The organism is Imperialibacter sp. (genome assembly GCF_048007035.1).
In the GTDB taxonomy this organism is placed as follows: Bacteria; Bacteroidota; Bacteroidia; order Cytophagales; family Cyclobacteriaceae; genus Imperialibacter.
Map to the genome: position 1 here is coordinate 1436635 of NZ_CP180355.1, position 20829 is coordinate 1457463.

At 46.3% G+C, this 20829-nt stretch carries 25 protein-coding genes; 16 read left to right on the plus strand and 9 right to left on the minus strand.

Features of this window, described 5'->3' with window-relative positions:
* Positions 1 to 9 precede the first annotated feature (9 nt).
* The 7 genes from ACMVP2_RS06490 to ACMVP2_RS06520 all read left to right on the plus strand — a co-directional run bounded on the left by ACMVP2_RS06490 (position 10) and on the right by ACMVP2_RS06520 (position 6256).
* Positions 10 to 705, plus strand: coding sequence for a glycosyltransferase family 2 protein (locus ACMVP2_RS06490; protein WP_416867116.1), 696 nt, complete (start codon positions 10 to 12; stop codon positions 703 to 705).
* Entirely contained in the window at positions 702 to 2174 is a 1473-nt protein-coding gene (locus ACMVP2_RS06495; RefSeq protein ID WP_416867117.1) for a glycosyltransferase, read from the plus strand. The genes ACMVP2_RS06490 and ACMVP2_RS06495 overlap by 4 nt, the downstream gene beginning before the upstream one ends.
* Positions 2155 to 3480, plus strand: coding sequence for a hypothetical protein (locus tag ACMVP2_RS06500; RefSeq protein WP_339789778.1), 1326 nt, complete (start codon positions 2155 to 2157; stop codon positions 3478 to 3480). The genes ACMVP2_RS06495 and ACMVP2_RS06500 overlap by 20 nt, the downstream gene beginning before the upstream one ends.
* Positions 3477 to 3983: a rhodanese-like domain-containing protein gene (locus tag ACMVP2_RS06505; RefSeq protein WP_339789774.1), complete on the plus strand. Its 507-nt coding sequence runs from the start codon at positions 3477 to 3479 to the stop codon at positions 3981 to 3983. Before ACMVP2_RS06500 ends, ACMVP2_RS06505 begins: the two co-directional genes overlap by 4 nt.
* Positions 3976 to 4572: a TIGR04282 family arsenosugar biosynthesis glycosyltransferase gene (locus ACMVP2_RS06510; protein WP_416867118.1), complete on the plus strand. Its 597-nt coding sequence runs from the start codon at positions 3976 to 3978 to the stop codon at positions 4570 to 4572. The genes ACMVP2_RS06505 and ACMVP2_RS06510 overlap by 8 nt, the downstream gene beginning before the upstream one ends.
* A gap of 1 nt (position 4573) precedes the next feature.
* Positions 4574 to 5449: a hypothetical protein gene (locus ACMVP2_RS06515; RefSeq protein WP_416867119.1), complete on the plus strand. Its 876-nt coding sequence runs from the start codon at positions 4574 to 4576 to the stop codon at positions 5447 to 5449.
* Between the two features lie 117 nt (positions 5450 to 5566).
* On the plus strand, positions 5567 to 6256 hold the full coding sequence (locus ACMVP2_RS06520; protein ID WP_416867120.1) for a DUF3784 domain-containing protein: 690 nt from the start codon (positions 5567 to 5569) through the stop codon (positions 6254 to 6256).
* A 36-nt stretch (positions 6257 to 6292) separates the two neighbouring features.
* On the opposite strand, the gene ACMVP2_RS06525 is transcribed toward ACMVP2_RS06520, so the two are convergent.
* On the minus strand, positions 6293 to 6973 hold the full coding sequence (locus tag ACMVP2_RS06525) for a Crp/Fnr family transcriptional regulator (RefSeq protein WP_416867121.1): 681 nt from the start codon (positions 6971 to 6973) through the stop codon (positions 6293 to 6295).
* Between the two features lie 80 nt (positions 6974 to 7053).
* On the opposite strand from ACMVP2_RS06525, the gene ACMVP2_RS06530 reads away from it, so the two are divergent.
* From ACMVP2_RS06530 to ACMVP2_RS06545, 4 genes are all read left to right on the plus strand, one after another.
* Positions 7054 to 7848, plus strand: a complete 795-nt coding sequence (locus ACMVP2_RS06530; RefSeq protein WP_416867122.1) for an MOSC domain-containing protein — start codon at positions 7054 to 7056, stop codon at positions 7846 to 7848.
* A gap of 132 nt (positions 7849 to 7980) precedes the next feature.
* Positions 7981 to 8532, plus strand: coding sequence for a CopD family protein (locus tag ACMVP2_RS06535; protein ID WP_416867123.1), 552 nt, complete (start codon positions 7981 to 7983; stop codon positions 8530 to 8532).
* Positions 8533 to 8534: 2 nt separating this feature from the next.
* Positions 8535 to 9188 (plus strand): SCO family protein, encoded by a 654-nt coding sequence (locus ACMVP2_RS06540; RefSeq protein WP_416867124.1) that lies wholly within the window; start codon positions 8535 to 8537, stop codon positions 9186 to 9188.
* A complete protein-coding gene (locus tag ACMVP2_RS06545; RefSeq protein WP_416867125.1) occupies positions 9185 to 9673 on the plus strand; it encodes a c-type cytochrome in 489 nt (162 codons plus the stop codon). The genes ACMVP2_RS06540 and ACMVP2_RS06545 overlap by 4 nt, the downstream gene beginning before the upstream one ends.
* A gap of 113 nt (positions 9674 to 9786) precedes the next feature.
* Here the strand turns inward: ACMVP2_RS06545 and ACMVP2_RS06550 are convergent, their stop codons facing one another.
* Genes ACMVP2_RS06550 through ACMVP2_RS06565 form a run of 4 tightly spaced genes read right to left on the minus strand, consistent with a single transcriptional unit; the run spans position 9787 to position 12589 of the window.
* Complete coding sequence (locus tag ACMVP2_RS06550; RefSeq protein WP_416867126.1) at positions 9787 to 10200, minus strand: hypothetical protein; 414 nt, start codon at positions 10198 to 10200, stop codon at positions 9787 to 9789.
* A 38-nt stretch (positions 10201 to 10238) separates the two neighbouring features.
* Positions 10239 to 10700 carry a hypothetical protein gene (locus tag ACMVP2_RS06555; protein WP_339789745.1) on the minus strand — a complete coding sequence of 154 codons (462 nt, stop codon included), beginning with the start codon at positions 10698 to 10700 and terminating at the stop codon, positions 10239 to 10241.
* A gap of 3 nt (positions 10701 to 10703) precedes the next feature.
* The gene (locus ACMVP2_RS06560) at positions 10704 to 11954 is read right to left on the minus strand and encodes an ABC transporter permease (RefSeq protein ID WP_416867127.1); all 1251 of its coding nucleotides are present in this window, start codon (positions 11952 to 11954) and stop codon (positions 10704 to 10706) included.
* Positions 11955 to 11962: 8 nt separating this feature from the next.
* Positions 11963 to 12589, minus strand: coding sequence for an ABC transporter ATP-binding protein (locus ACMVP2_RS06565; RefSeq protein WP_416867128.1), 627 nt, complete (start codon positions 12587 to 12589; stop codon positions 11963 to 11965).
* Positions 12590 to 12894: 305 nt separating this feature from the next.
* Here ACMVP2_RS06565 and ACMVP2_RS06570 point away from each other — a divergent pair, with 305 nt between their 5' ends.
* Positions 12895 to 13239 carry a hypothetical protein gene (locus tag ACMVP2_RS06570; protein WP_339789738.1) on the plus strand — a complete coding sequence of 115 codons (345 nt, stop codon included), beginning with the start codon at positions 12895 to 12897 and terminating at the stop codon, positions 13237 to 13239.
* 82 nt (positions 13240 to 13321) lie between these two features.
* Here ACMVP2_RS06570 and ACMVP2_RS06575 read toward each other — a convergent pair whose 3' ends face one another.
* On the minus strand, positions 13322 to 13849 hold the full coding sequence (locus ACMVP2_RS06575; RefSeq protein WP_416867129.1) for a DinB family protein: 528 nt from the start codon (positions 13847 to 13849) through the stop codon (positions 13322 to 13324).
* 214 nt (positions 13850 to 14063) lie between these two features.
* Between ACMVP2_RS06575 and ACMVP2_RS06580 the strand changes: the two genes are divergently transcribed.
* Complete coding sequence (locus tag ACMVP2_RS06580; protein ID WP_317489642.1) at positions 14064 to 15350, plus strand: sodium:proton antiporter; 1287 nt, start codon at positions 14064 to 14066, stop codon at positions 15348 to 15350.
* On the opposite strand, the gene cdaA is transcribed toward ACMVP2_RS06580, so the two are convergent.
* Together cdaA and folP are read right to left on the minus strand one after the other, a co-directional pair.
* On the minus strand, positions 15347 to 16234 hold the full coding sequence (gene cdaA / locus ACMVP2_RS06585) for a diadenylate cyclase CdaA (protein ID WP_151999629.1): 888 nt from the start codon (positions 16232 to 16234) through the stop codon (positions 15347 to 15349). The two genes, ACMVP2_RS06580 and cdaA, sit on opposite strands and share 4 nt — an antisense overlap.
* Complete coding sequence (folP, locus tag ACMVP2_RS06590; protein ID WP_416867130.1) at positions 16231 to 17088, minus strand: dihydropteroate synthase; 858 nt, start codon at positions 17086 to 17088, stop codon at positions 16231 to 16233. The genes cdaA and folP overlap by 4 nt, the downstream gene beginning before the upstream one ends.
* Before the next feature lie 46 nt (positions 17089 to 17134).
* Here folP and ACMVP2_RS06595 point away from each other — a divergent pair, with 46 nt between their 5' ends.
* From ACMVP2_RS06595 to ACMVP2_RS06605, 3 genes are read left to right on the plus strand one after another with little or no spacing between them, the layout of a single operon-like run.
* The gene (locus ACMVP2_RS06595; protein WP_317489640.1) at positions 17135 to 17683 is read left to right on the plus strand and encodes a DUF1599 domain-containing protein; all 549 of its coding nucleotides are present in this window, start codon (positions 17135 to 17137) and stop codon (positions 17681 to 17683) included.
* The gene (locus ACMVP2_RS06600) at positions 17680 to 18774 is read left to right on the plus strand and encodes a BT_3928 family protein (RefSeq protein WP_416867131.1); all 1095 of its coding nucleotides are present in this window, start codon (positions 17680 to 17682) and stop codon (positions 18772 to 18774) included. Before ACMVP2_RS06595 ends, ACMVP2_RS06600 begins: the two co-directional genes overlap by 4 nt.
* Complete coding sequence (locus ACMVP2_RS06605) at positions 18775 to 19299, plus strand: shikimate kinase (RefSeq protein ID WP_416867132.1); 525 nt, start codon at positions 18775 to 18777, stop codon at positions 19297 to 19299.
* Here ACMVP2_RS06605 and ACMVP2_RS06610 read toward each other — a convergent pair.
* Positions 19296 to 20822: a long-chain fatty acid transporter gene (locus ACMVP2_RS06610; RefSeq protein WP_339815861.1), complete on the minus strand. Its 1527-nt coding sequence runs from the start codon at positions 20820 to 20822 to the stop codon at positions 19296 to 19298. The two genes, ACMVP2_RS06605 and ACMVP2_RS06610, sit on opposite strands and share 4 nt — an antisense overlap.
* Positions 20823 to 20829: the final 7 nt, after the last annotated feature.

Below are 20829 nucleotides of genomic sequence, written 5' to 3' on the forward strand. Positions count from 1 at the left end.
CAACCGTAAGTGCGCCAACCCAATATCAAAGTCATCATTCCTGCCTTCAATGAGCAGAACGCCGTAGGTATGGTGATTGACGAGATCCCTAAAGCCCTGGTATCCGAAATCATCGTAGTCGACAATGGCTCAACGGACGACACCTTTGGCCAGGCGCAGTCAAGGGGTGCAACAGCCCTGAGAGAAGAAAAAAGAGGCTACGGCAACGCTTGTCTTTGCGGCTTGCAGCACATCGGAAACCAGGTCAACGACCTGCCGGATATAGTGGTGTTTCTTGATGGTGACCACTCCGACTATCCTGAAGAAATGTACCAACTGGTGCAGCCGATTATAGATGGCAAGGCTGACCTCGTGATCGGCTCCAGAGCGCTTGGCAAAAAAGAAAAGGGATCCATGACACCCCAGCAGGTGTTTGGCAACTGGCTGGCCACCACCCTCCTCCGCTGGTTTTACGGGGTGCAGTTTACTGACCTTGGACCTTTCCGAGCTGTGAAATATGAAAGCCTGCTGCGCATTAACATGCAGGACAAAACGTATGGCTGGACTGTAGAAATGCAGCTAAAAGCGGCTAAATTGGGGATGCCAACCACCGAGGTACCGGTAAACTATCGGCAGCGCATTGGTGTTTCCAAAGTGTCGGGCACGGTAAAAGGCACGTTCGGCGCAGGCTACAAAATACTTTGGACAATCTTCAGGTACTTATGATCGACTGGCTGGTAATAATTGGGTACGGACTCTCCTTGTCGCTGATCTTTCTGTTCAGCCTGGGACAGCTACACCTGGCCATTCGCTACCGCAAAAGCAAGAAGTTAACGCCAGCGAAAATTGCTCCACTGACAGAGTTCCCGCTGGTGACCGTACAGCTGCCTATTTATAACGAGCTCTACGTCGTGGAAAGGCTGATCAGGCAAGTATGCCTGCTCGACTACCCGAAAGATAAACTGGAAATTCAGGTGCTCGATGACAGCGACGATGAGACTTGCGTTGTTGTAGACAACCTGGTTGAAGAATACAAAAAGAAGGGCTTCGACATTAAAGTGCTGCAACGACAAGAAAGAACAGGCTTCAAAGCAGGAGCCTTGCAGAACGGGCTTGAACAGGCCCGTGCTGAGTTTATTGCTATTTTCGATGCCGACTTCCTGCCAGACCCTCAATTCCTGAAGGAAACATTACCCCACTTTACCACCCCAAAAGTGGGCATGGTGCAAACCCGCTGGGGTCACCTCAATCGCAACTACTCTTGGCTGACCAAACTGCAGGCCTTTGGCCTCGACGCCCACTTTTCGGTAGAGCAAACAGGCCGTAGCGCATCTGGCAGCTTCATCAACTTCAATGGCACTGGAGGCATCTGGCGAAAGGAGTGCATAGTAGATGGTGGCGGCTGGACCGCAGATACTCTCACCGAAGACCTCGACCTTAGCTACAGAGCTCAACTGAAAGGCTGGCATTTCACGTTCCTTGAAAATATTGAGTCTCCTGCTGAGCTGCCCATCCTTATGCCGGCAGTAAAGTCACAACAGTACCGCTGGAACAAAGGCGCCGCCGAAACAGCCAGAAAAAACCTGGGTGCTGTGCTCACATCGGCCCTGCCGCTGAAAAACAAGCTTCATGCCGTACAGCATTTGCTCAACAGCTCCCTTTTCTTCTTCCTTTTCACTGCTTCATTGCTAAGCCTACCCCTGCTCTACACAATGAATCATTTGCCCACATTTAGCACGCTATTCAATGCGGCGAGTGTATTTGTATTAGGCTTTCTCTTTGTTAGCTATTTCTACTGGGTTGCCAGCGGCTCCTCATTTCCCAAAAAGACACTGAAATATTTCCTCGTTCATTTCCCCATGTTCATCACCTTCTCTATGGGCATGTCACTTCACAATGCCATTGCGGTGCTTGAAGGTTGGCTCGGCATTAAGACGCCATTTTTGCGCACGCCCAAATTCAATGTGCTAAAGGATCAAATTTCCTGGAAAACCAATAAGTACGTCAATTGGAAGCTGACGCCCGCCATCATCGTAGAGGGGCTCCTGGCCGTTTACTTTGCCTTTGGCTTATGGTCGGCCTTCTACCTGTCCGACTTTGGACTGATATTTTTTCACCTGATGCTTACCATAGGCTTCGGGGGTATCTTCTTACTCTCAATTAAACCTTATGGGTTTGCTGCCTCAAAGGGTTAAATGGGCTATCGCCGGAGGACTCTCCTGCATGACCTATTTTTTGCTGGCCTACAAGCTTCAAAGAACAGACGCCTGGATCCTTCAGGGCTCATTCGCTTTACTTTTTCTCGCCTTCCTGGCTTTACAAAAAGCTGAATTGAAATGGATTCTTGGCCTTGCCATCCTGTTCCGCCTGATTTTCCTATTCGCCCTCCCGGCGCTTTCTGATGACTTCTACCGATTCATATGGGATGGCTTGCTGTGGCATCAGGGCATCCATCCATTCAGCCACCCGCCATCATTTTACATGGAAGAGGGTAATGCTATCCCCACACTGACAACGGAGCTCTACGATGGGCTCAATTCAAAAGAATACTTCACAGTGTACCCGCCTTTTCATCAACTGGTATTTTGGCTGAGCACCGCTACCTACGACGGATCATTGATTAGCGCTGTTTTGCCAATGCGCCTGATGCTCATAGGCACAGAAGTAGCCTTTCTGTATGTTATCGCCAGCTACCTGAAAAAAACTGGCAGACCCTCGTCACTGCTGGCCATCTATGCCCTCAATCCACTGGTCATCATAGAAGTGTCTGACAATCTGCACTTTGAAGGCATGATGGCTTTGTTTCTCATTCTTTCGATCCTTTTAATCGCCGACAAGAAATTGTTTGCCGGGCCGCTGGCGCTGGCAGCAGCTATTGCCACCAAACTTACACCCGTCATTGCCGGGCCGGTGCTGATGTTTGCCGGTGGTAAAAAGAATTGGTGGAAAGTAGTGCTTGTTACCGTACTGGGATCACTGCTCTTCTTTCTGCCACTGATCGACCTCACCTGGCTAACCGGGCAGGGAGAAAGCCTCGATCTCTATTTTCGAAAGTTCGAGTTCAATGCCTCGTTCTACTACCTGTTCCGGGAAATAGGCTTTTGGTGGAAAGGCTACAACATTATTGCCACACTTGGGCCACGATTAGCACTCTCAGGTGGGCTTCTTATTCTGATGGTGAGTTGGACAAACTGGCCAAAAGACAGAAGTCTTTTCCAGGTGCTAAGTATCGTTTTTTTCATCTACTACCTGGCGGCTACGACCGTCCACCCATGGTATGTGGTGCCATTGGTAGCCCTGTCCGTGTTCTCGGGCTATAAATTCCCCATTGTGTGGTCTTATGCCATTCTATGGACATATATTGGCTACACAGCGACTGGCTACGAAATTCCCTGGTGGGCCATCATCACAGAATATTTGTTGGTTATTGGAGTTTTTATGTGGGAAGTGGTGTTACCCCAGAGAACAAAACAGGGAGCAATAAGCTTATTAAAGAGATGACAACACCAGGAAGATTACTCTTGCTCGTTTTCGCCATTGCCTTGCCACAGTTTACGCAAGCGCAAAGTGCTTACGACTTGCTCCTTTCTACGCTTTACAGCAGGTCGGTGCCTACCATCTCGGCCGATTCGCTGGCAAGTATCCATCAGGCAAAAAAGCCAATCTTACTTGACACAAGAGCAAAAGCTGAGTTTGATGTTAGCCATCTTTCGGGCGCCAAATGGGTAGACTACGAAACGTTCAAGCCTGAAATGGTCAAAGACATTGCCAAAGATCAGCCGGTTGTGGTGTATTGCTCCGTCGGCTATCGAAGCGAAAAAATTGGAGAAAAGCTGAAAGCCCTGGGCTATACTGATGTGGAAAACCTGTACGGCGGGATTTTTGAGTGGAAAAACGAAGGGCACACAGTGGTAAATTCGAAAAACCAGGTAACCGACAGTGTGCATTGCTACAACAAGCTTTGGTCAGTGTGGCTGAAGGAAGGGATAAAAGTATATGACTAAAGAAGCTCTCATTATTTTTGTGAAAAATGCCGAGATGGGCAAGGTGAAAACCCGCCTCGCAAAAGACATTGGTAAAGAAAAGGCGCTTGAGGTTTATCTTGAGCTTTTGCAGCACACTAAAGACATCACCGCTGATCTCGTGCAGGACAAATACGTTTTCTACTCCAGCTTCATTCCCGAAAACGATATTTTCTCTAACGCCGGATACATATTGAAACAGCAAAAGGGCGATGACCTTGGCGAGCGCATGTCCAATGCGTTCGAAGAAGTGCTCGGGCTTGGCTATGAAAGGGCAGCAATCATTGGCAGCGATTGTCTGGAACTGGAAACCCTCTATATCGAAAAGGCTTTTGAGTGTCTTGCTTTTCGTGATTTCATTATTGGCCCAGCTCGTGATGGAGGTTACTATTTGCTGGGAATGAAAACTTTTGACAGCGGTATCTTCAAGGGCATTGAGTGGAGCACCAGCTCGGTGTACAAAAGGACAACTGACTATATAGAAAGACAAAACAAAGACTTCCACAAGCTCCCGCCTCTGAGCGATGTGGACACCATCGATGATTTGGGGAGGCTCAAAACACTAATATAGAATGAAGACCTACAGCCCATTCCTTTTTGCTTTAGTCGTTCTGCTATTGGCAACGGCCTGCGATCAAGTATTTGACTCATCTGATGAACGGGGGCTCAATGAATATTTCGACACAAGTTGGGCCAAAAATGAACTATGGGACGACGGACAGGCTGAGGTGGCCATTTACAATGCCGCACGAACCATCTACAACAAACCCCGCTATTTTGATTACGTCCATATCCTGGTAAAGGAGGATTTCAATATTGAGTTCGGTGTAAAAACGGATAACTACGAAAGAACCGACCTCTATGAAGTAATGAAGGTGAACCAGTTTGCTGATATCCCAACTGACAATTACCCCTACCACTTTCTTACAAGCATCTTCTTTCACAGAAACAACCCGGTGCAAATCCACAAATTCACCAACTCCAGCCAGGAGTGGTGCGGCAACACTTTCAAAATGCTGAAGGAAAAAGGCAGTCAGCTGGAGTACACCTACCACAGCTACTGGGACGGACAGGGCGACGATACCAAAATGCTGGATGCTACCCCGCTTTGGGAAGATCAGCTGCCTTACACACTGCGAACCCTGAAATTCAAAGACAAACTGTGGTTCCGCATGCCGGTGTATGCTACACAAATCAATAGCCGGGCCGACATGCCCCGGGTCTACGATGCCGAGTTTAGCGTGGCGCCACTTGAAGCCATCGACTCACTACCCGGTGGATTGCCGCAGCAAGATACCTGGCGAGTGACGGTACAGCTGGACGAAGAAAAAATCAACCAGTACATCTTCACGCAAGCCTATCCAAATATCCTCGTGGAAATGGTCGCCTGGGATGGTAGAAAGCTTCGGCTAAAGGACTACAAGAGGAGCAAATACTGGGAGAGGTAAACATGGGTCGGCTTTCCTGAGCGAGCCACTCATTCGAGCCCTTGAGCGGGTACACCACCTTTCTTTTTATCAGAATGGCAATTGGAAAACCTGCGTCCATTTTCCTATTTTTAATCAATGGACCTGCTCATCAATCTTATCATAGGCGGCTTTTTAATTGGGATTGGCTTTCTGGTAAAAGCAAACCCGATGGCTATTGCTGGCTACAATACGATGTCGGAGGAAAAACGAAAAAATGTAGACATCGAAGGCTTGTCGTCGATGATGAGAAACTACCTGATTGCCATGGGCTTGATGGTAATTGTCGGGGGTTTGATCTTGGATTGGATGGGTTGGCAAAACATGGCAGGTGTTTGGCTGATCGTTGCTGTCATGGTTCCAATTCCTTTCATGCTTATTCAGGCTCAAAAATATGATCACAACAAGAGGTCTCCGGGCAAGTTCGCTGTAGTCATCGCCTTTGTTATCATACTCTTTGTCGGAACAGGCGGTTTTCTATACTATTCCAGCCAACCTGCACAAATCACTGTCGACGGAAGAACGATTACCATATCCGGCTTCTTTGGAACAAAAGCGGAAATCGAAAGCGCCAGACTGGTGAACGAAATCGGCAAGATTGGTTTGAAAACAAACGGCTTTCATATGGGCGATGTTTATAAGGGGCATTTTATGGTTGAACAACTCGGAGAATGCCTGCTCTTTCTTCAATCTACCAAAGGCCCATTTATAGAAATCGTCACTACAGATGGAAAAAAAATTATGGTGAATGGAGTCGATGACTCGACAGCAAAAGTGATTTTGGAATAATAAACCCTACTCCGTCACAAGCTGTGAGTTCGTCAACTACTTCAGCTTTTCCATATCCCTCACCAATATCCTCCTGCGGTCAAAATTGATTACATTTTGAGATTTCAGCTCGTTGAGGATGGTGGTTACGGTTTGGCGGCTGGTGCCTGTGAGACTGGCGATGTCCTTGTGGGTAAATTTTGTCTTGATCAGCATTTCATAGCCTACCTTTTGCCCTCGCTCTTCTGCCATTTCTCTGATGAAATCAATCACCCTGCTGCGGGCGTCTTTAAATACCAGCGATTCCAGTTTGCGCTCCACCCTCTTGAGGCGAAGGCCCATCAACTTAAAAATCCGCAAACTTAAGGCCTGGTTCTCCTTCATCAACTCCTGCATATCGTCGATGGTCATAGGGCAAACCGTCGTGTTGGGATCCAGCGCCTGCGCAAAGTCTGTCCGCCGCTCTTCGCCTGCAATCGATAGCTCACCAAAAATTTCCCCGGCACCAAGAATGGCCTTCAGGATTTCTTTGCCGTCCTCGGTATAGGAACCTATTTTAACACGCCCTTCAGCAATAAGGTAAATATGACTCGATGGTTCGTTGGGAAAATAAATGAACTGATCCTTCTGGAAATGATTAAACGTGTGCCTCTCTTTCATGTCCGGTACTTTGTGAGGGCAGAGCACGTGATAAAGATCTACCTCCTCAAAATACCATAAACTGGTGCGTTCACTCATAATTGGCAGGAAATCAAGGTTGAAACAAAAGCAATTTCAGCAAAAGGAACCATATTTACCATCTAAAAAGTTCATTGCCCATGGCGTTGCAGATTAGCGAATTGAATATTTACCCTGTGAAGGGATTGAAGGGGATAAGCGTGAAAGAGGCGGAGGCGCTTGAAAAAGGCTTCCGGTACGACAGGCGTTGGATGCTAACCGACACGACAGGCAAATTCATTTCGCAAAGGGAAACGCCTATGCTGGCTCTGATCCACACGGCGATCATTGGAGAATCGCTGGTCATCACCTACGAGGACAGCTCCATTATGGTGCCGTTGAACAGCCAACACTATTCTGGCAGCAAAGAAAATGTAACTATTTGGGACGATGAAGTGGAAGCACGGATCGTTGGAAAAAACTTCAACGACTGGTTTTCCGATGTCCTCGGCGAAAAAGTATGGTTCTGCTTTCAGCACGAAAGCAAGAAAAGAGAAGTGGAAAAAAAATACGGAGCCAATTCCATGGTGAGCTTTGCCGATGGCTATCCCTATCTTTTCATATCCGATGCCTCGTTGAAAGACCTGAATGACAAGCTCGAACAGCCCATTCCTATGAACAGGTTTCGTCCCAATATTGTAGTGGCAAATTCAAAACCGTTTGAAGAAGACACCTGGGGGAAACTCTCCGCCGGAGATGCCATTTTCCACTGCCTGAAGCCCTGCGCCAGGTGTCAGGTGCCCACTATCGATCAGGAAACCGGCAAAATGGGCAAAGAGCCCACAAAAACGCTGGCAACATTCAGAAAACACGAGCACAAGGTGCTTTTTGGCATGAATGCCGTTGTAGAAAAACAAGGACTAGTGAAAGTGGGGGACGTAGTAACCCTTTTGTAAACACTTGCCACACCGGCACCTGAATATGGCCTTTTCTTTTGGTTTCTTCACCGTAAGAAATACACGCTTTTATTCTGGCCAAAGCAAGGACATTCGCCTTTCAGCCACTATTTTTGAGGCAAAAGGACAAGCATGTCTTATCTGTATCTCAAGGCGCTTCATATCATCTTTATTGTCACCTGGTTTGCAGGCCTGTTTTATATGGTTCGCTTGTTTATCTATCAAACAGAAACCCAGGAAAAGCCGGAGCCTGAGCGCAGCATTCTCACCAAAGAATACAAGCGTATTTCGAAGCTGCTTTGGTTTGGCATTACCTGGCCATCAGCCATTTTAACGCTGGTATTCGGCCCGCTTGTGCTCAACTCCCTGGGGTGGGCACTGGCCACCCAGCCATGGATGATCGCCAAGCTGGTTTTCGTGTTCTTCCTCTATGTTTATCAGTGGGTTTGTCATGTAAAATTCAGGAACCTGCAGAAGGATGTCTATAAAGACTCCGGCTACTACCTGCGCATTTTCAATGAAATAGCCACCGTTCTTCTTGTAGCCACCGTTTTCCTTGTGGTGCTCAAAAACATTGTAAGCCTGGCATGGGGCATGGGAGGACTGATAGCTTTTACCGGGGCACTCATGTTCGCCATAAGGAGTTATAAGAAGTGGAGAGAGAAAACTAATTCAAAGGATTGAAAATGAAAAAACTAATATTCTCGATAATGGCGGTCGTAAGCCTTAGTGCCTGCACCAATTTCGGAGGCGAAAAAAAACTACCCATCCTTGGCAGAAGGGAAGTGACGACGGTAGAAATTGATGGCGTAACAACAGCCGACACTATCTACCACACCATTGCCGACTTCAGGTTTCTCGATCAGGACAGTGCCTGGGTGACCAACGAAACGTACGATGGCAAAATCTATGTGGCCGACTTTTTCTTCACAAGCTGCCCCACCATTTGCCCGATCATGAAAACGCAAATGATACGTATATACGAAGCATTTGAGGACAATCCAGAAGTAGGCCTGCTAAGCTATTCTATTGACCCGCAGCATGACACCGTAGCGGTGTTGCACGATTTTGCAGAACGGCTGGGTGTAAAAAGTGACCGCTGGCACTTCGTCACCGGCGACAAAGATGCTATTTACGACCTGGGAGAAACCAGCTACATGGTTGTAGCCGGTGAGGATCCCGATGCTCCTGGTGGTTACATTCATAGCGGCGCCTTTCTTTTGGTGGACAAAGATCGCCGGATCAGAGGGGTTTACGATGGCACGGTAGAGGAAGCGGTAAATGAACTGATGGAAGACATGAAAATTTTACTTAAAGAATACAACAAAGAAAAATCATGAGTAGAAAGAGAATTTTAGCATTGGCACTGGTTTCGTTCATGGCTGCCAGCATTTCAATGACAAGCTGTTCTTCAGGCGACAAAAAGCAAGAAGCAAAATCCGACGACATTTACGACGGGCTCGATGAGAGAACGAGCATCAGACTACGCCAGTACATGAGCGAGGGGGCACAACTATATAAGCAAAACTGTTCTGCTTGCCACCAGATGGAGGGCCAGGGGCTGGCAGCGCTTATCCCACCCCTTGCCGGGTCCGACTTTTTGATGGCCGATGCCAAAAAAGCCGCCTGCATCATTAAAAATGGCCAAAGTGGTAAAATTACGGTAAACGGCGTCGAATACGACGGTGTCATGCCCATGCTCAACTTGAAAGACCTGGAAATAGCAGAAATTCTCACCTACATTTCCAATTCGTGGGGCAACAAAAAAGGGTTAATTGATGTGAATGACGTAGCGGCGTTTTTAAAAGATTGCGAGACCAAATAAACAGAAGAGGCTGCCGATGGCAGCCTCTATTTTTTTACCTGCTTGTTGGTGGATAGACGGGCTAATCAATTGCGTTCGTCGCAAGTCTCACAGCAAAGGCTGGCTACTCCAAACTACCGCAGCGCCTTCCCCTCTTCCAGCGACTTCAGCATTTCGTCTTTCACCTTGTCTATTTTTTCCTTTTGATCCTTCAGGTAGACCAAGACCTCCGCAATCGGCGCCTCATTGTCAGGCATTTCAAACTGCCTCATCCATTCCATCATGCGTTCATTGGCATCTTCAATTCTTTCGGCCGTCTGCCTCAAAGTGCTTATTTCAGCAGCAAAATCCTGATCAGTCAAAGTACTCAACGAGTCTGCCTTTGCTTGTAAATCCTTCGCCGTTTTTCTCAGCTCTCCCATTTTAGGCATTACCTCATCGTGTGCCGCCATCACTTCAGCCATCAAGGCATCCTTCTGCTCCTTTTGTTCACTGGAGCACGCAGTGGCCGTTGCCACCATGAAAAGAAGAAATATCACCTTTTTCATTTTCTTAGCCATTGGTTATTTAACTCTCTTCGTTTGCATCAGTTCGCCGGCCCTACCATCACAGCATCCTTCAGAATATACATCAGCTGGTTGTAATCCGTTTCATTCAGCTCAAGTTTACCTCTCACCTTTATTCCGTTGGCTGTATACTTAATTGGCTCCTTAAGATAAATTTCAATCACCGATTCAGGGCCACCGCTGCCGCAGAAAAAGCACGCAGCAACAGGCAGCGACGACAGAATGATATGATCCGGCTTAAACATCCCATCGAAAGGTATGATATAACCCGGAAGCTCAATTTCCTTGCCTGCAAGTTTTTGAATCTCATCACCAAACACCGGAATGCTCAGCTCTCCATATTCGTCTTTACCTACCTTGTAAGTTACCTTAGCCAGGGTAGCCCAGTTGGCTGTAGCCAGCGATTTATTGTTGTCCTGCGCATGCGACAAATACGACATGCCAACGATAAGAAAAGCCACTGCGATCAATATTCTCTTCATAATTTATGCTCCTTTAGCAAGTACCTCAGAAATGTCAGTCTTATAGGCATTGATAGCCGGAATAAGAGAAGCTATCACTCCCAGAAGTAAACTTATATATAATATGTAAAGTTCGGAAGGCAAAAATACAAGGCCGGTGATGCCAGCAGACGATCCTTTTAAAATGTACTGCGCAAGTATTTCTACTACCCCATGACCCAGCACAAAGCCAACCCCGGCTCCCAGCAACGTAATGATAACGCCCTCCATGACAATGTGAATGAATAGCCTGAGCCTCGATGCGCCCAACGACCGCATGATGGCCAGATCATACTGCCTTTCCTTCAACGAGTTGTACAGTGCTATAAAAATGCTTAACCCAGCCATTGCTATGATCAGGTAGGCAAAGCCCTGCACCACATCGACCCCTATGCCAATCAATGAGAAAAGCCTGGCAGTTTCGAAGGCCGGTGAAGCAGCCTGCATGCTGCTTTGGGTATTCACCATGCGGGGAAGCTGAACGGCCGCCATCGGGCCCCTATACTGCACCAGCAATGAGGTCACCTCTTTTTCTTCGAGCTGCTCCGATGTGACTGGTATTCCCAAAACTTCCATTGCCGCCGTATCCGGCAAGTTCTCATGCCCGTCCTCTGCTTCATCATGGCCATGCATCAGCCATACACTTGGAATACTTGTTAAAATAAGGTTGTCCACCACCTTACCCGTGGGCTGTAGTATTCCCACTACCTTATAGGCATGAGCGTCATGCGCCTCTCCCCCATCAGCCATGCCGTGTTCTCCAAAAAAGGTATCGCCAACTGCCAGGCTCAACGTTTGTGCGGCAGCTGCCCCGAGTGTTACTTCGTAGTCGCCCGCCCAGAGTGCTCCATCATCAAGGGCCAAGCCGTACAGCTCAGCAAATCCCGTGGTCGAGCCCACAATTCTTAAAGATTTGTAGCTATCCCCCAGCGCCAGTGGAATCACGTTTTTTACCAGCCTGTTCCTGGCGAGTTTTGCAGCTTCATTAAGAGGTATGTTCCCCGTTGGGTAGTCGATATGGTAGATGCTTCCGAGTATTATTTGAAGAGGGCTGCCTTTGGCCCCCACCACAAGATCAATTCCGCTGGCATTTTCCGAGAGCTTTTCCTGCACCTGCTGACTTACAAGGAGCAAAACGACAATAATGCCTATTCCGAACGACAGCAATAGCACGTTGAGCGCTGTACTCAGCGGCTTGCCTTTTATGTACTTCCAGCTTAAAACAAAAAGGTTCATATCTCTATTTAAAGCTTGAGTTGGTGCGGGAATCGACTCTTCACCCTTTGGTCGTGTGTAGCAATAACGAGCGTAGCATTATACACATTTGCCTGTTCTTCAAGGATATTCAAAACCTTTTCGCTGTTATCGTCATCCAAACTGGCAGTCGGTTCATCCGCCAGAATCACTTGTGGTTTGTTTAATACAGCCCTTGCTATCGCTATTCGCTGGGCTTCTCCCTGACTTAGCTCATAAACCTTCGCATTTCTTCTATCCGACAGGTTAAGAACATCAAGCACATCCCGTATCCTTTTTTTGTCCTGAGGGAGCTCAGCCATATACTGAGCAAGCAGCAAATTGTCCTCAACTGTTAATACACTCAGCAGGTGAGGCTTTTGGAAAATAAGCCCAATATGCTTACCTCTGAACACATCCATTCTATGACCTCCGAATTCAGAAAGTACCTGATCTGCTGCCTTCACAATACCGCCTGTTGGCGTTCGAAGCCCGGCCAGCAAATGAAGCAAAGTCGTTTTGCCACACCCCGACCCGCCCAGAATCAGGCTATGCTTCCCCTGCTCAACTTCCCAGTCAGGAAATGCGAGGCGCTTGTCTGGCCCATAGGTGTAAATAACGCTTTGTACGCTTATCATAAAACTAAGTCGAGTCAAAAATAGAGGTTAATATGTTAGCCCGAAACGATGCTTTACGAAGTTCGCAGAGAATGTGCTGAGTGGTCGTTGAAGTAGCTTTTACCTGCAATTTGAAACTTTCTCACACCTTTCCGGCAAAACTTTCACTCTTCGCTCTCAACAAAAAGCTGGTTTTTAAGGCTTTCATTAAAGAAATGACCGAATAGCTAATTAGTCAAGATGTTGTCAGCCGTGTAAGTAATGAAGAAATTATTCACAGTTCAATCACCCTTCTCACAATACCTTTGAACCTGAAAGTTATGGAAATGAACACGAATAATTTTAGTCAGGTACTGGAGCTTGGAAAAGATGATGAATCATTCATCAACACATTTATTGATCAAAGCACGCAAGAATTGGCAAACTATTTGTCTTGCATCAGAGAGGGAGTAGAAACAAAAAATATGTATTGGCTGAACTTCATCAAACACAAATCAAAAACTCTGCTTGAACTACTAAGCGATGAAGCGGCTTCAAAGAAAATATCGACAATCTCAGAGCTTGCCAGCCAGGGTCAGTGGGAGCTGGATCATCAACTTAGCTCCCTTGAAACCGAAATATATCAGCTCATAGAAAGTATCAACACACAACTTAAAACTCAGGAGGTATAAAATGACAATCTTATTCGCATTCATAGGAATGGTTTTACCAATGATCGGCTTTTTTCTCAACGACTTTTTATCTGAAAGAAAATCAGCTCGTTAATCGTTTTATTTGACGTGCGTGGTGGTCGAAATGACTGATCATAAATTTGATCGTCTGCTGCATATCGAGCCGCCCAATAATGGGATGCTTGAAAAGCTGCCAGCCAAACTGATGTTCGTCGAGGCGATCAATAAGCTTCAAGAAGCCCTCATCAGACCGATCCCAGTCTTCTTTGATTTCTTCCAGCGCCAACTTCTCAGGAAACACATCTAGTCCTTTAGGGGCTTTGAACTTTAGGGGTGACCTCAAAGTAATTTCGAGCAACAACAACTTTGCACCTGAGAGAAAAGGGGAGTTTGCAAGCCCATCCGGCGAAAACGATAATTTTTTTTCAATGTAGCGCAGCGTTCCAGCCTCAGACGCCCTCACATGATAAAGAATTTGCAGTATGCTCCACTTTCCTTCCGCAGGTGATCGGTTCAACAAGCCCGCATCTGCCGACGCAACTATTTCAATTAGCTGCTTCCTTTTCTGTTGCAATACCTCAAATTGCTTCTTTAGCTTTTCTTTCTTCATAAAAAACGGGTGGTCATTCGCTGCTGAGTTCGGGATAGTCCCTTTTTGACGCAATTTAAATCCGGAACCCAAAAGACTGCATTCGTAGGAGTTTTGAGTAACCGTAAAAAAAAACGGGTCATTTACTCATAATACACTAAATTTGGGCAAATTTTATCTAAATCACCTGCATAGTTATTATAACAAAAAAATTACCCGGCATTGAAGGCCTTCTATGCATATACTTGATATAATCGCAATTTTTGTCTGCCTGGCAGGCATCTTTATATACGTAAACACATACTTCATCAAATTGCCCTCTTCCATTGGGCTGATGTTAATGGCGCTTTGCCTGTCCTTTTGCATTTTAGTGGCTGGCTGGCTGTTCCCCGATTTCATCATAGGCACCGAGCGTGTCATGGAAAATTACGACTATTCCGATGTCCTCTATCAGGTAGTTCTCATTTTCATGCTCTTTGCCGGAGCGCTCCAAATCGATTTCAAAAAGCTGGCTCAGGAAAAATGGCCCGTTCTAATTTTAGCCACGGCAAGCATTTTTATTTCAACAGTTATCGTCGGCATTGGCATTTTCTATATTCTTAAATTCGCAGGCATCCATCTTGACCTGATCTATTGCCTGGTCTTTGGTGCCCTGATATCACCCACCGACCCTATTGCGCTCACATCAACTATAAAGAAGTATAACTTGTCCAACAGACTTGCGATACAAGTATCGGGCGAGTCACTTTTTAATGACGGAGTGGCCGTTGTATTGGCGCTAACGCTACTTGACCTGGCCCACACTGGCGAAGACCACAGAATCAGCTTCTGGGATGTCGGCTTTGTATTTTCGCTTGATGTTGGGGGTGGAATCATACTTGGGCTTATCCTTGGCTTTGTCGGCTACAGGCTACTTAAATACATCGACAACGACCAATCGGAACTGGAGATCCTGGTCACACTGGCGCTGGTGCTAACGGGAGCGCAAATTGCTACAATGCTCCACATCTCCGCCAAACAGGCTGCAGTGGTAGCCGGGCTAATTATAGGAAACGAGGGGCGTGGAAACTATATCACCAGCGTCACCAGCGACTACGTGTTTAAGTTTTGGAGTTTGATGGAGGAGTCTCTAAATGCCATGCTTTTTGTGTTAATCGGGCTCGAAATGTTGGTCATCACCATTCGTCTCGACTATTTCGCAGCTGGCTTTTTTGCTTTTACATTGATATTGGTAGCACGGTTTATCAGCGTGGGAATCCCCATCAAGCTCATGTCAACTTTCGACCAACACCATTTCGAAAAACACTCCGTGACAATCATGACCTGGGGCGGGCTCCGGGGGGGCATACCTATTGCACTGTCGCTGTCTCTCCCTGAGTTTGAGGGAAAGGACATCATTGTCACAATGACTTATACGGTGGTTGTGTTGTCTATCCTGTTTCAGGGGCTCACAGTACGCAAACTGCTGGAGTATTCCTTTGGCGTGAAGCTGGAGAAGCCGGTGAATGCCGGGCATCACTAAGCGGAGGTCTTTTCCTTTTTCAACGGTTTTTCGGCCTCAGCAGCTGCCGCTTTATTTGCTTCAGAAAGCAGCTCCTCGTCTTCATTCTCTGACAGGTAGTCGTTGATTTTCTTCCGGATGTCTTGAGGTGCCAGGTTGTAAAACACTCGTCCGTTCCTCACCACCGAAAGCTGCCCTGTTTCTTCCGAAACCACCAGAATCAAAGTGTCCGTTTGCTCCGACATTCCAATTGCCGCCCGGTGCCTCAACCCAAATTGGGCCGGTAAATTATCTCTTTCGGTCACAGGCAAAATACACCTGGCAGCCACTATCTTCCCCTCGTAAACTATTACAGCGCCATCGTGCAGCGGACTATATTTGTTGAATATAGAGAGAAGCAGCCTTTTGGAGAGAATAGCGTCCATTCTGTCGCCAGATTCTGCGTAAAACTTGAGTTCGGTGTTCTTAGAAACCACCATAAGGGCTCCGGTGTTTGATCCGCCAAGGCTTTTCATTCCCTCTACTAAAGGAGTCACATCAAATTTATTACTGGCAGATGAACTACGCCAAAAGACACCAAACGATTTGAAAAAACTTTCCTTGTCAAATGCGGTGGTTCGCCCGATAATGAGCAGGAACTTCCTGATTTCCTGCTGAAACAAGATAATGACCGCCAGCACACCCACTCCCATGAACTGTCCGAGAATAATCGACAAAAGTTCCATCTCGGCGGCCCTCACCACCAGATAAACCAGGTAGAGAAACAGGAAGCCTAGAAACACCCGAATGGCTACGCTCCCCCTCATGAGCTTGTACACATGGTACAGGAGCACGCTCACAAAGCCTATGTCGATGACATCAACCCATCCAATTTCTAAAAACCCAATTTTGAACGCTAGTATCAAGTATATACCCTCCTGTATAATTCTATGGCCTCAATAGCCTCTTTTGTATCATGTACCCTCAGAATATTCGCCCCATTCTCTAACGCAATCATATGCAAAGCTGTTGTGCCATTAAGCGCTTCTTCCGCATTTATTTCAAGTGTTTTATAAATCATCGACTTCCTCGATAACCCCACCATAACCGGAGCACCCAATGCTTTAAGAAATGACATCTTTGCTAGTAACTCAAAACCTACCGTAGGCCCTTTTGCAAACCCAAAACCAGGGTCAATGATAATGTCCTTCACCCCATTCGAACGCAAAGAGTTAAGCTTGCTACTAAAGTAGTCACAAACTTCCTGTAAAACATCCTCATAATCCGACATCTGCTTCATCGTCTGCGGTATACCCTTCATGTGCATGAGAATGTAAGGAACATTCCGCTCCGCTACTAATGAAAACATTTCAGCATCCAGTTCTCCTCCTGAAATATCATTAATCATTTGAGCACCGGCATCAAGAGCCGCTTTGGCAACTGCCGCCCTGAAGGTATCCACTGATAGAATAGCTTGAGGAAACTGTCGGATGACTGTGGCAACTACATGGCCAACCCGCCGCTGCTCCTCTTCTTCACTAATATGATCAGCGTCAGGGCGGGAGGAATAACCGCCTATATCAAGAAAAGTCGCTCCATTGGTTAAATGCCTTTCGGCAAGCGCCAGTATGTCACTGTCGCTCTTCAATCGCCCTCCATCATAAAACGAGTCGGGAGTGAAGTTAACAATGCCCATCACACATGGAGATTCCAGCGATATGATTTGTCCCCGAACTTCGATACTCCTTTTAGCATCAAAGGGTTTATGAATTGAAAGCAATTTCGTTATTTTTAGCGCCCTGTTGGAACAATTAAGATATACTCCTTTGGAAGAAAAAACTGTAGGCGAATATACTCAAGTAATAAAGGCTTGTAAAGAATTATTTGAAAAGAAGACCCGTGATTATGGCACCGCCTGGCGCATTTTGCGGCTTTCTTCCCTCACCGATCAAATATTCATCAAAGCGCAAAGAATCCGCTCTATTCAGGAAAAGGGAACGCAAAAAGTGGAAGATAATATCAGTGGAGAGTTTATTGGCATCATCAACTATTGCATCATCGCTATGATTCAAATGGAGCTGGCCGAAAACCCAGCGCTCGAACTACCGTATGAAGCGTTGGAACCTCACTATGATAAAATTGCCAGGGAGACAATGGAATTGCTCCTTAACAAAAATCATGATTATGGTGAGGCCTGGCGGGAAATGAGGGTAAGCTCAATGACTGACATTATTTTAATGAAGTTATTGAGAGTAAAACAAATAGAAGACAACAAAGGAAAAACACTGGTGTCAGAAGGTATAAAAGCCAACTATCAGGACATGATCAATTACGCAGTGTTTTGTTTGATAAAACTAAACTATCTCAGCAAATGAAGTGGCTATTACAAGTATCAAGATTTTTCGTCGGTGGTCTCTTTATTTTTTCTGGTGCCATCAAAATCAACGACCCTGTAGGTACTGCCATCAAGCTTGAGGAGTACTTCGAGGTTTTCGCTTCCGACATTGCCTCATTCTTCGAAATATTCGTTCCTCTTGCTTTACCATTGGCGGTGTTTCTTTGTGTGCTGGAAGTGGTACTGGGAATCGCCGTCCTTCTTAATTACCGGGTAAAAATCACCTACTGGCTGCTGCTTATCATCATTGTGTTCTTTACATTTCTCACCTTCTACTCAGCTTATTTTGACAAAGTGACTGACTGTGGCTGCTTTGGCGACGCCATCAAACTTACTCCGTGGGAGTCATTCATAAAAGATATCATACTCACCATTTTCATAGCTTTCTTATTCCTCAAAAGAGGCCTTGTAGCCAGCGAGTCTGAGGAAAGTCGCACCAAAGATATTATCATTGGAGGCGCAACAGCTCTATCGCTTTTCATTGGCATATACGCCATCCGTCACCTTCCTTTCATCGATTTCAGAGCATACAAAGTAGGTAACAACCTGCCCGAGCTTATGGAGCCGTCAGGCGAACTGAAGTATGAATACGTGATGGAAAAGGATGGCAAAGAGTACCGGATGGAGCAGTACCCCACCGATAAGTCGTACACCTTCAAGGAAATGGTCATCCTTAACCCCGAAGTGCAACCGAAAATCACAGACTATGCAGTGTGGAACGATGAAGGCGACTTTACGCAGGAAACATTTACTGGGAATAAGCTGTTTGTGATCACCTACAACGTGGAAAAGGTCAATAAAGAACACTTTTCTGAGATCAACACACTTATCAGTCAGCTCAGTGGACAAGTAGACACCTGGGCACTGACAGCGTCAGATCCCACAAGCTTCGAAGCCTTTAGGCACGAAGTGCAACTGGCAGTTCCTTACTACTATTCCGACGCCACAGTTCTGAAAACAATCATCAGGTCTAATCCAGGGCTTCTGCTCGTAAAAGACGGCTTGGTGAAGGGCAAGTGGCATTTCAACGATGTGCCAACTGCATACGATGTCCAAAGTCTTCTTCGATAAATGTTGGCTGACGGAAAACCTATTTTCTTGATTGGTTTGCCTGGGTCAGGAAAAACCACTGTCGGGAAACTTTTGAGCACTCAACTCGGCATTCCATTCATCGACCTCGATGACATAATAGTTCAAAGGGAGGGCAGAGCCATCAGCGAAGTATTTGAAAAAGAAGGCGAAGACTATTTCAGAAAAGTGGAGGCTGCTTGCCTTGCCTCTCTTATTGAATCAAAGGATATTAAGGTTGTAGCCACTGGTGGAGGCACTCCCTGTTTTTTCGATAATCTCGAAAAAATGAACAGAGATGGAGTCACGTGTTATCTGGAAACATCCTGGAAGGAACTCGCTGCCAGGGTAGCTCCCGGGGAAAGCATAAGGCCATTGTTCAAAGGATTGGCCGGGTCTGAAGTAATGACCCAGCTTCAGGAGCGCTTTTCATGGCGACTTCCGTTCTATCAAAAAGCCCAAATCATCATCTCAACCGAGAACAAATTAGCATCAGATGTAGCTACAGAGCTCCTTGCCCGGCTTTAGAATGTAAAACCAAAAGTAATCAGACCTGAGGTCGTTCTGTTTTTGATGCTAACCTCCGGGCTTACATTGTTAGCCAATATATATGGTGAGTAATTCTGATTCGAAAAAGTATTGATGATGCCAAGGTCAACATAGAAGTTGCTTAATCTGATACCGGCGCCAGCCGTAACTGACTGCTTGTTCCCGGTAGAAGAATCAGAACTGGCGTAAGGATTGCCATACAGCACATAACCGGCTCTCAATCTGAATATATCCAACCTTGCCTCAGCCCCAATACGGTAGTTCAGAGTCGACTTATAAAGATTCTCTATCGTTCTATTGTCAGCATTAGCCGAAAAATCACTCGACCTTAGCCTGGCTCCGGAGTAATTAACCAGCTCCACATCGGCAGAAACAAACCCATTCTTTCCAGCAAATACTGAAACACCAGCTGATAGCCGACCTGGCGTAGTCATTTGGTAGCTCGACTCCAACAGGTCTCCATCGGAGGTCAATACATTAAGAACCGTATCTTCCGGCTCATAATAGAAATTGTTGTAGTTGGTAGTGAGCGAATACGTGCTTATCTCGTTCAAATCATAGATCGTCGGGGTAGTATACGAAACCCCAAACCTGACCAGGTCCAGTGGCCGGTAGATGAAACCAAAAGTCGCATTCACACCAGTTCCTGTTATCTCAAGACTTTCGTCAGCCGAAATGCTGTTGATGGTCGGGTCATCCGCATCATTAGCGAAGTCGTAGAAACTATTCTCTGTATAACGTTTAGTATTCTTATACCTTAACCCCACAATCCCTAAACCAGCTCCAAAGTAAATTTTGTCGTCGTAGTTACCACCGTAAGAAAAGCTCCACTGGTTTTGGCCGCCTACGGTTTTAACGGTTTCGCTCTGACGAGGGTATCCTAACACAAACGAATCATAAGTTCCTTCCTGGCCTGCCACAGGATTGATCAGATAATTGTAGTAAGCAAGGCTTAGCAACCCTCTGTTGTCGATGCTGTTTAAAGGTATGCCGTTCGATTGCTCAAGAAAATAGTCAATTATCGAGCTATTATCGTTGTAGCCCTCATATGTGAATTCATTGTAAAAATCATTCACTCGCTGATAGTTAATAGCAAACGTTCCTCCCTTGAACTTGTCCTGAACAACGTCCCCTTTCGAGAAATTAAAGGCTACACCTAACGTGCTCAAATTGAACTTATTGAGATATCCGCTATTTTTTTCGTCAGCAAACGTGGCGTCCGAAGTATTAAAATTTAATGAGGGTGTAACAGCAAACACAGACCTGTTAAAGTATCCAAGACCTGCCGGGTTACTTGCAGCAGTCGTGATATCTCCCCCAAGAGAAGTATTGGCTCCCCCTAATCCCTGCATCCTGGCCGAACCGGTTGTAGATGAAATACTGCTGAATCTTAACGCATCAGTGTAATAACCAAACGACCCACTTTCAACCTGCGCACTTAGTTTTCCAACAGAGCATACCATTAGCATGCCTACGACGGTAAGCTTAGTCAACTTCTTCATTTTAGTC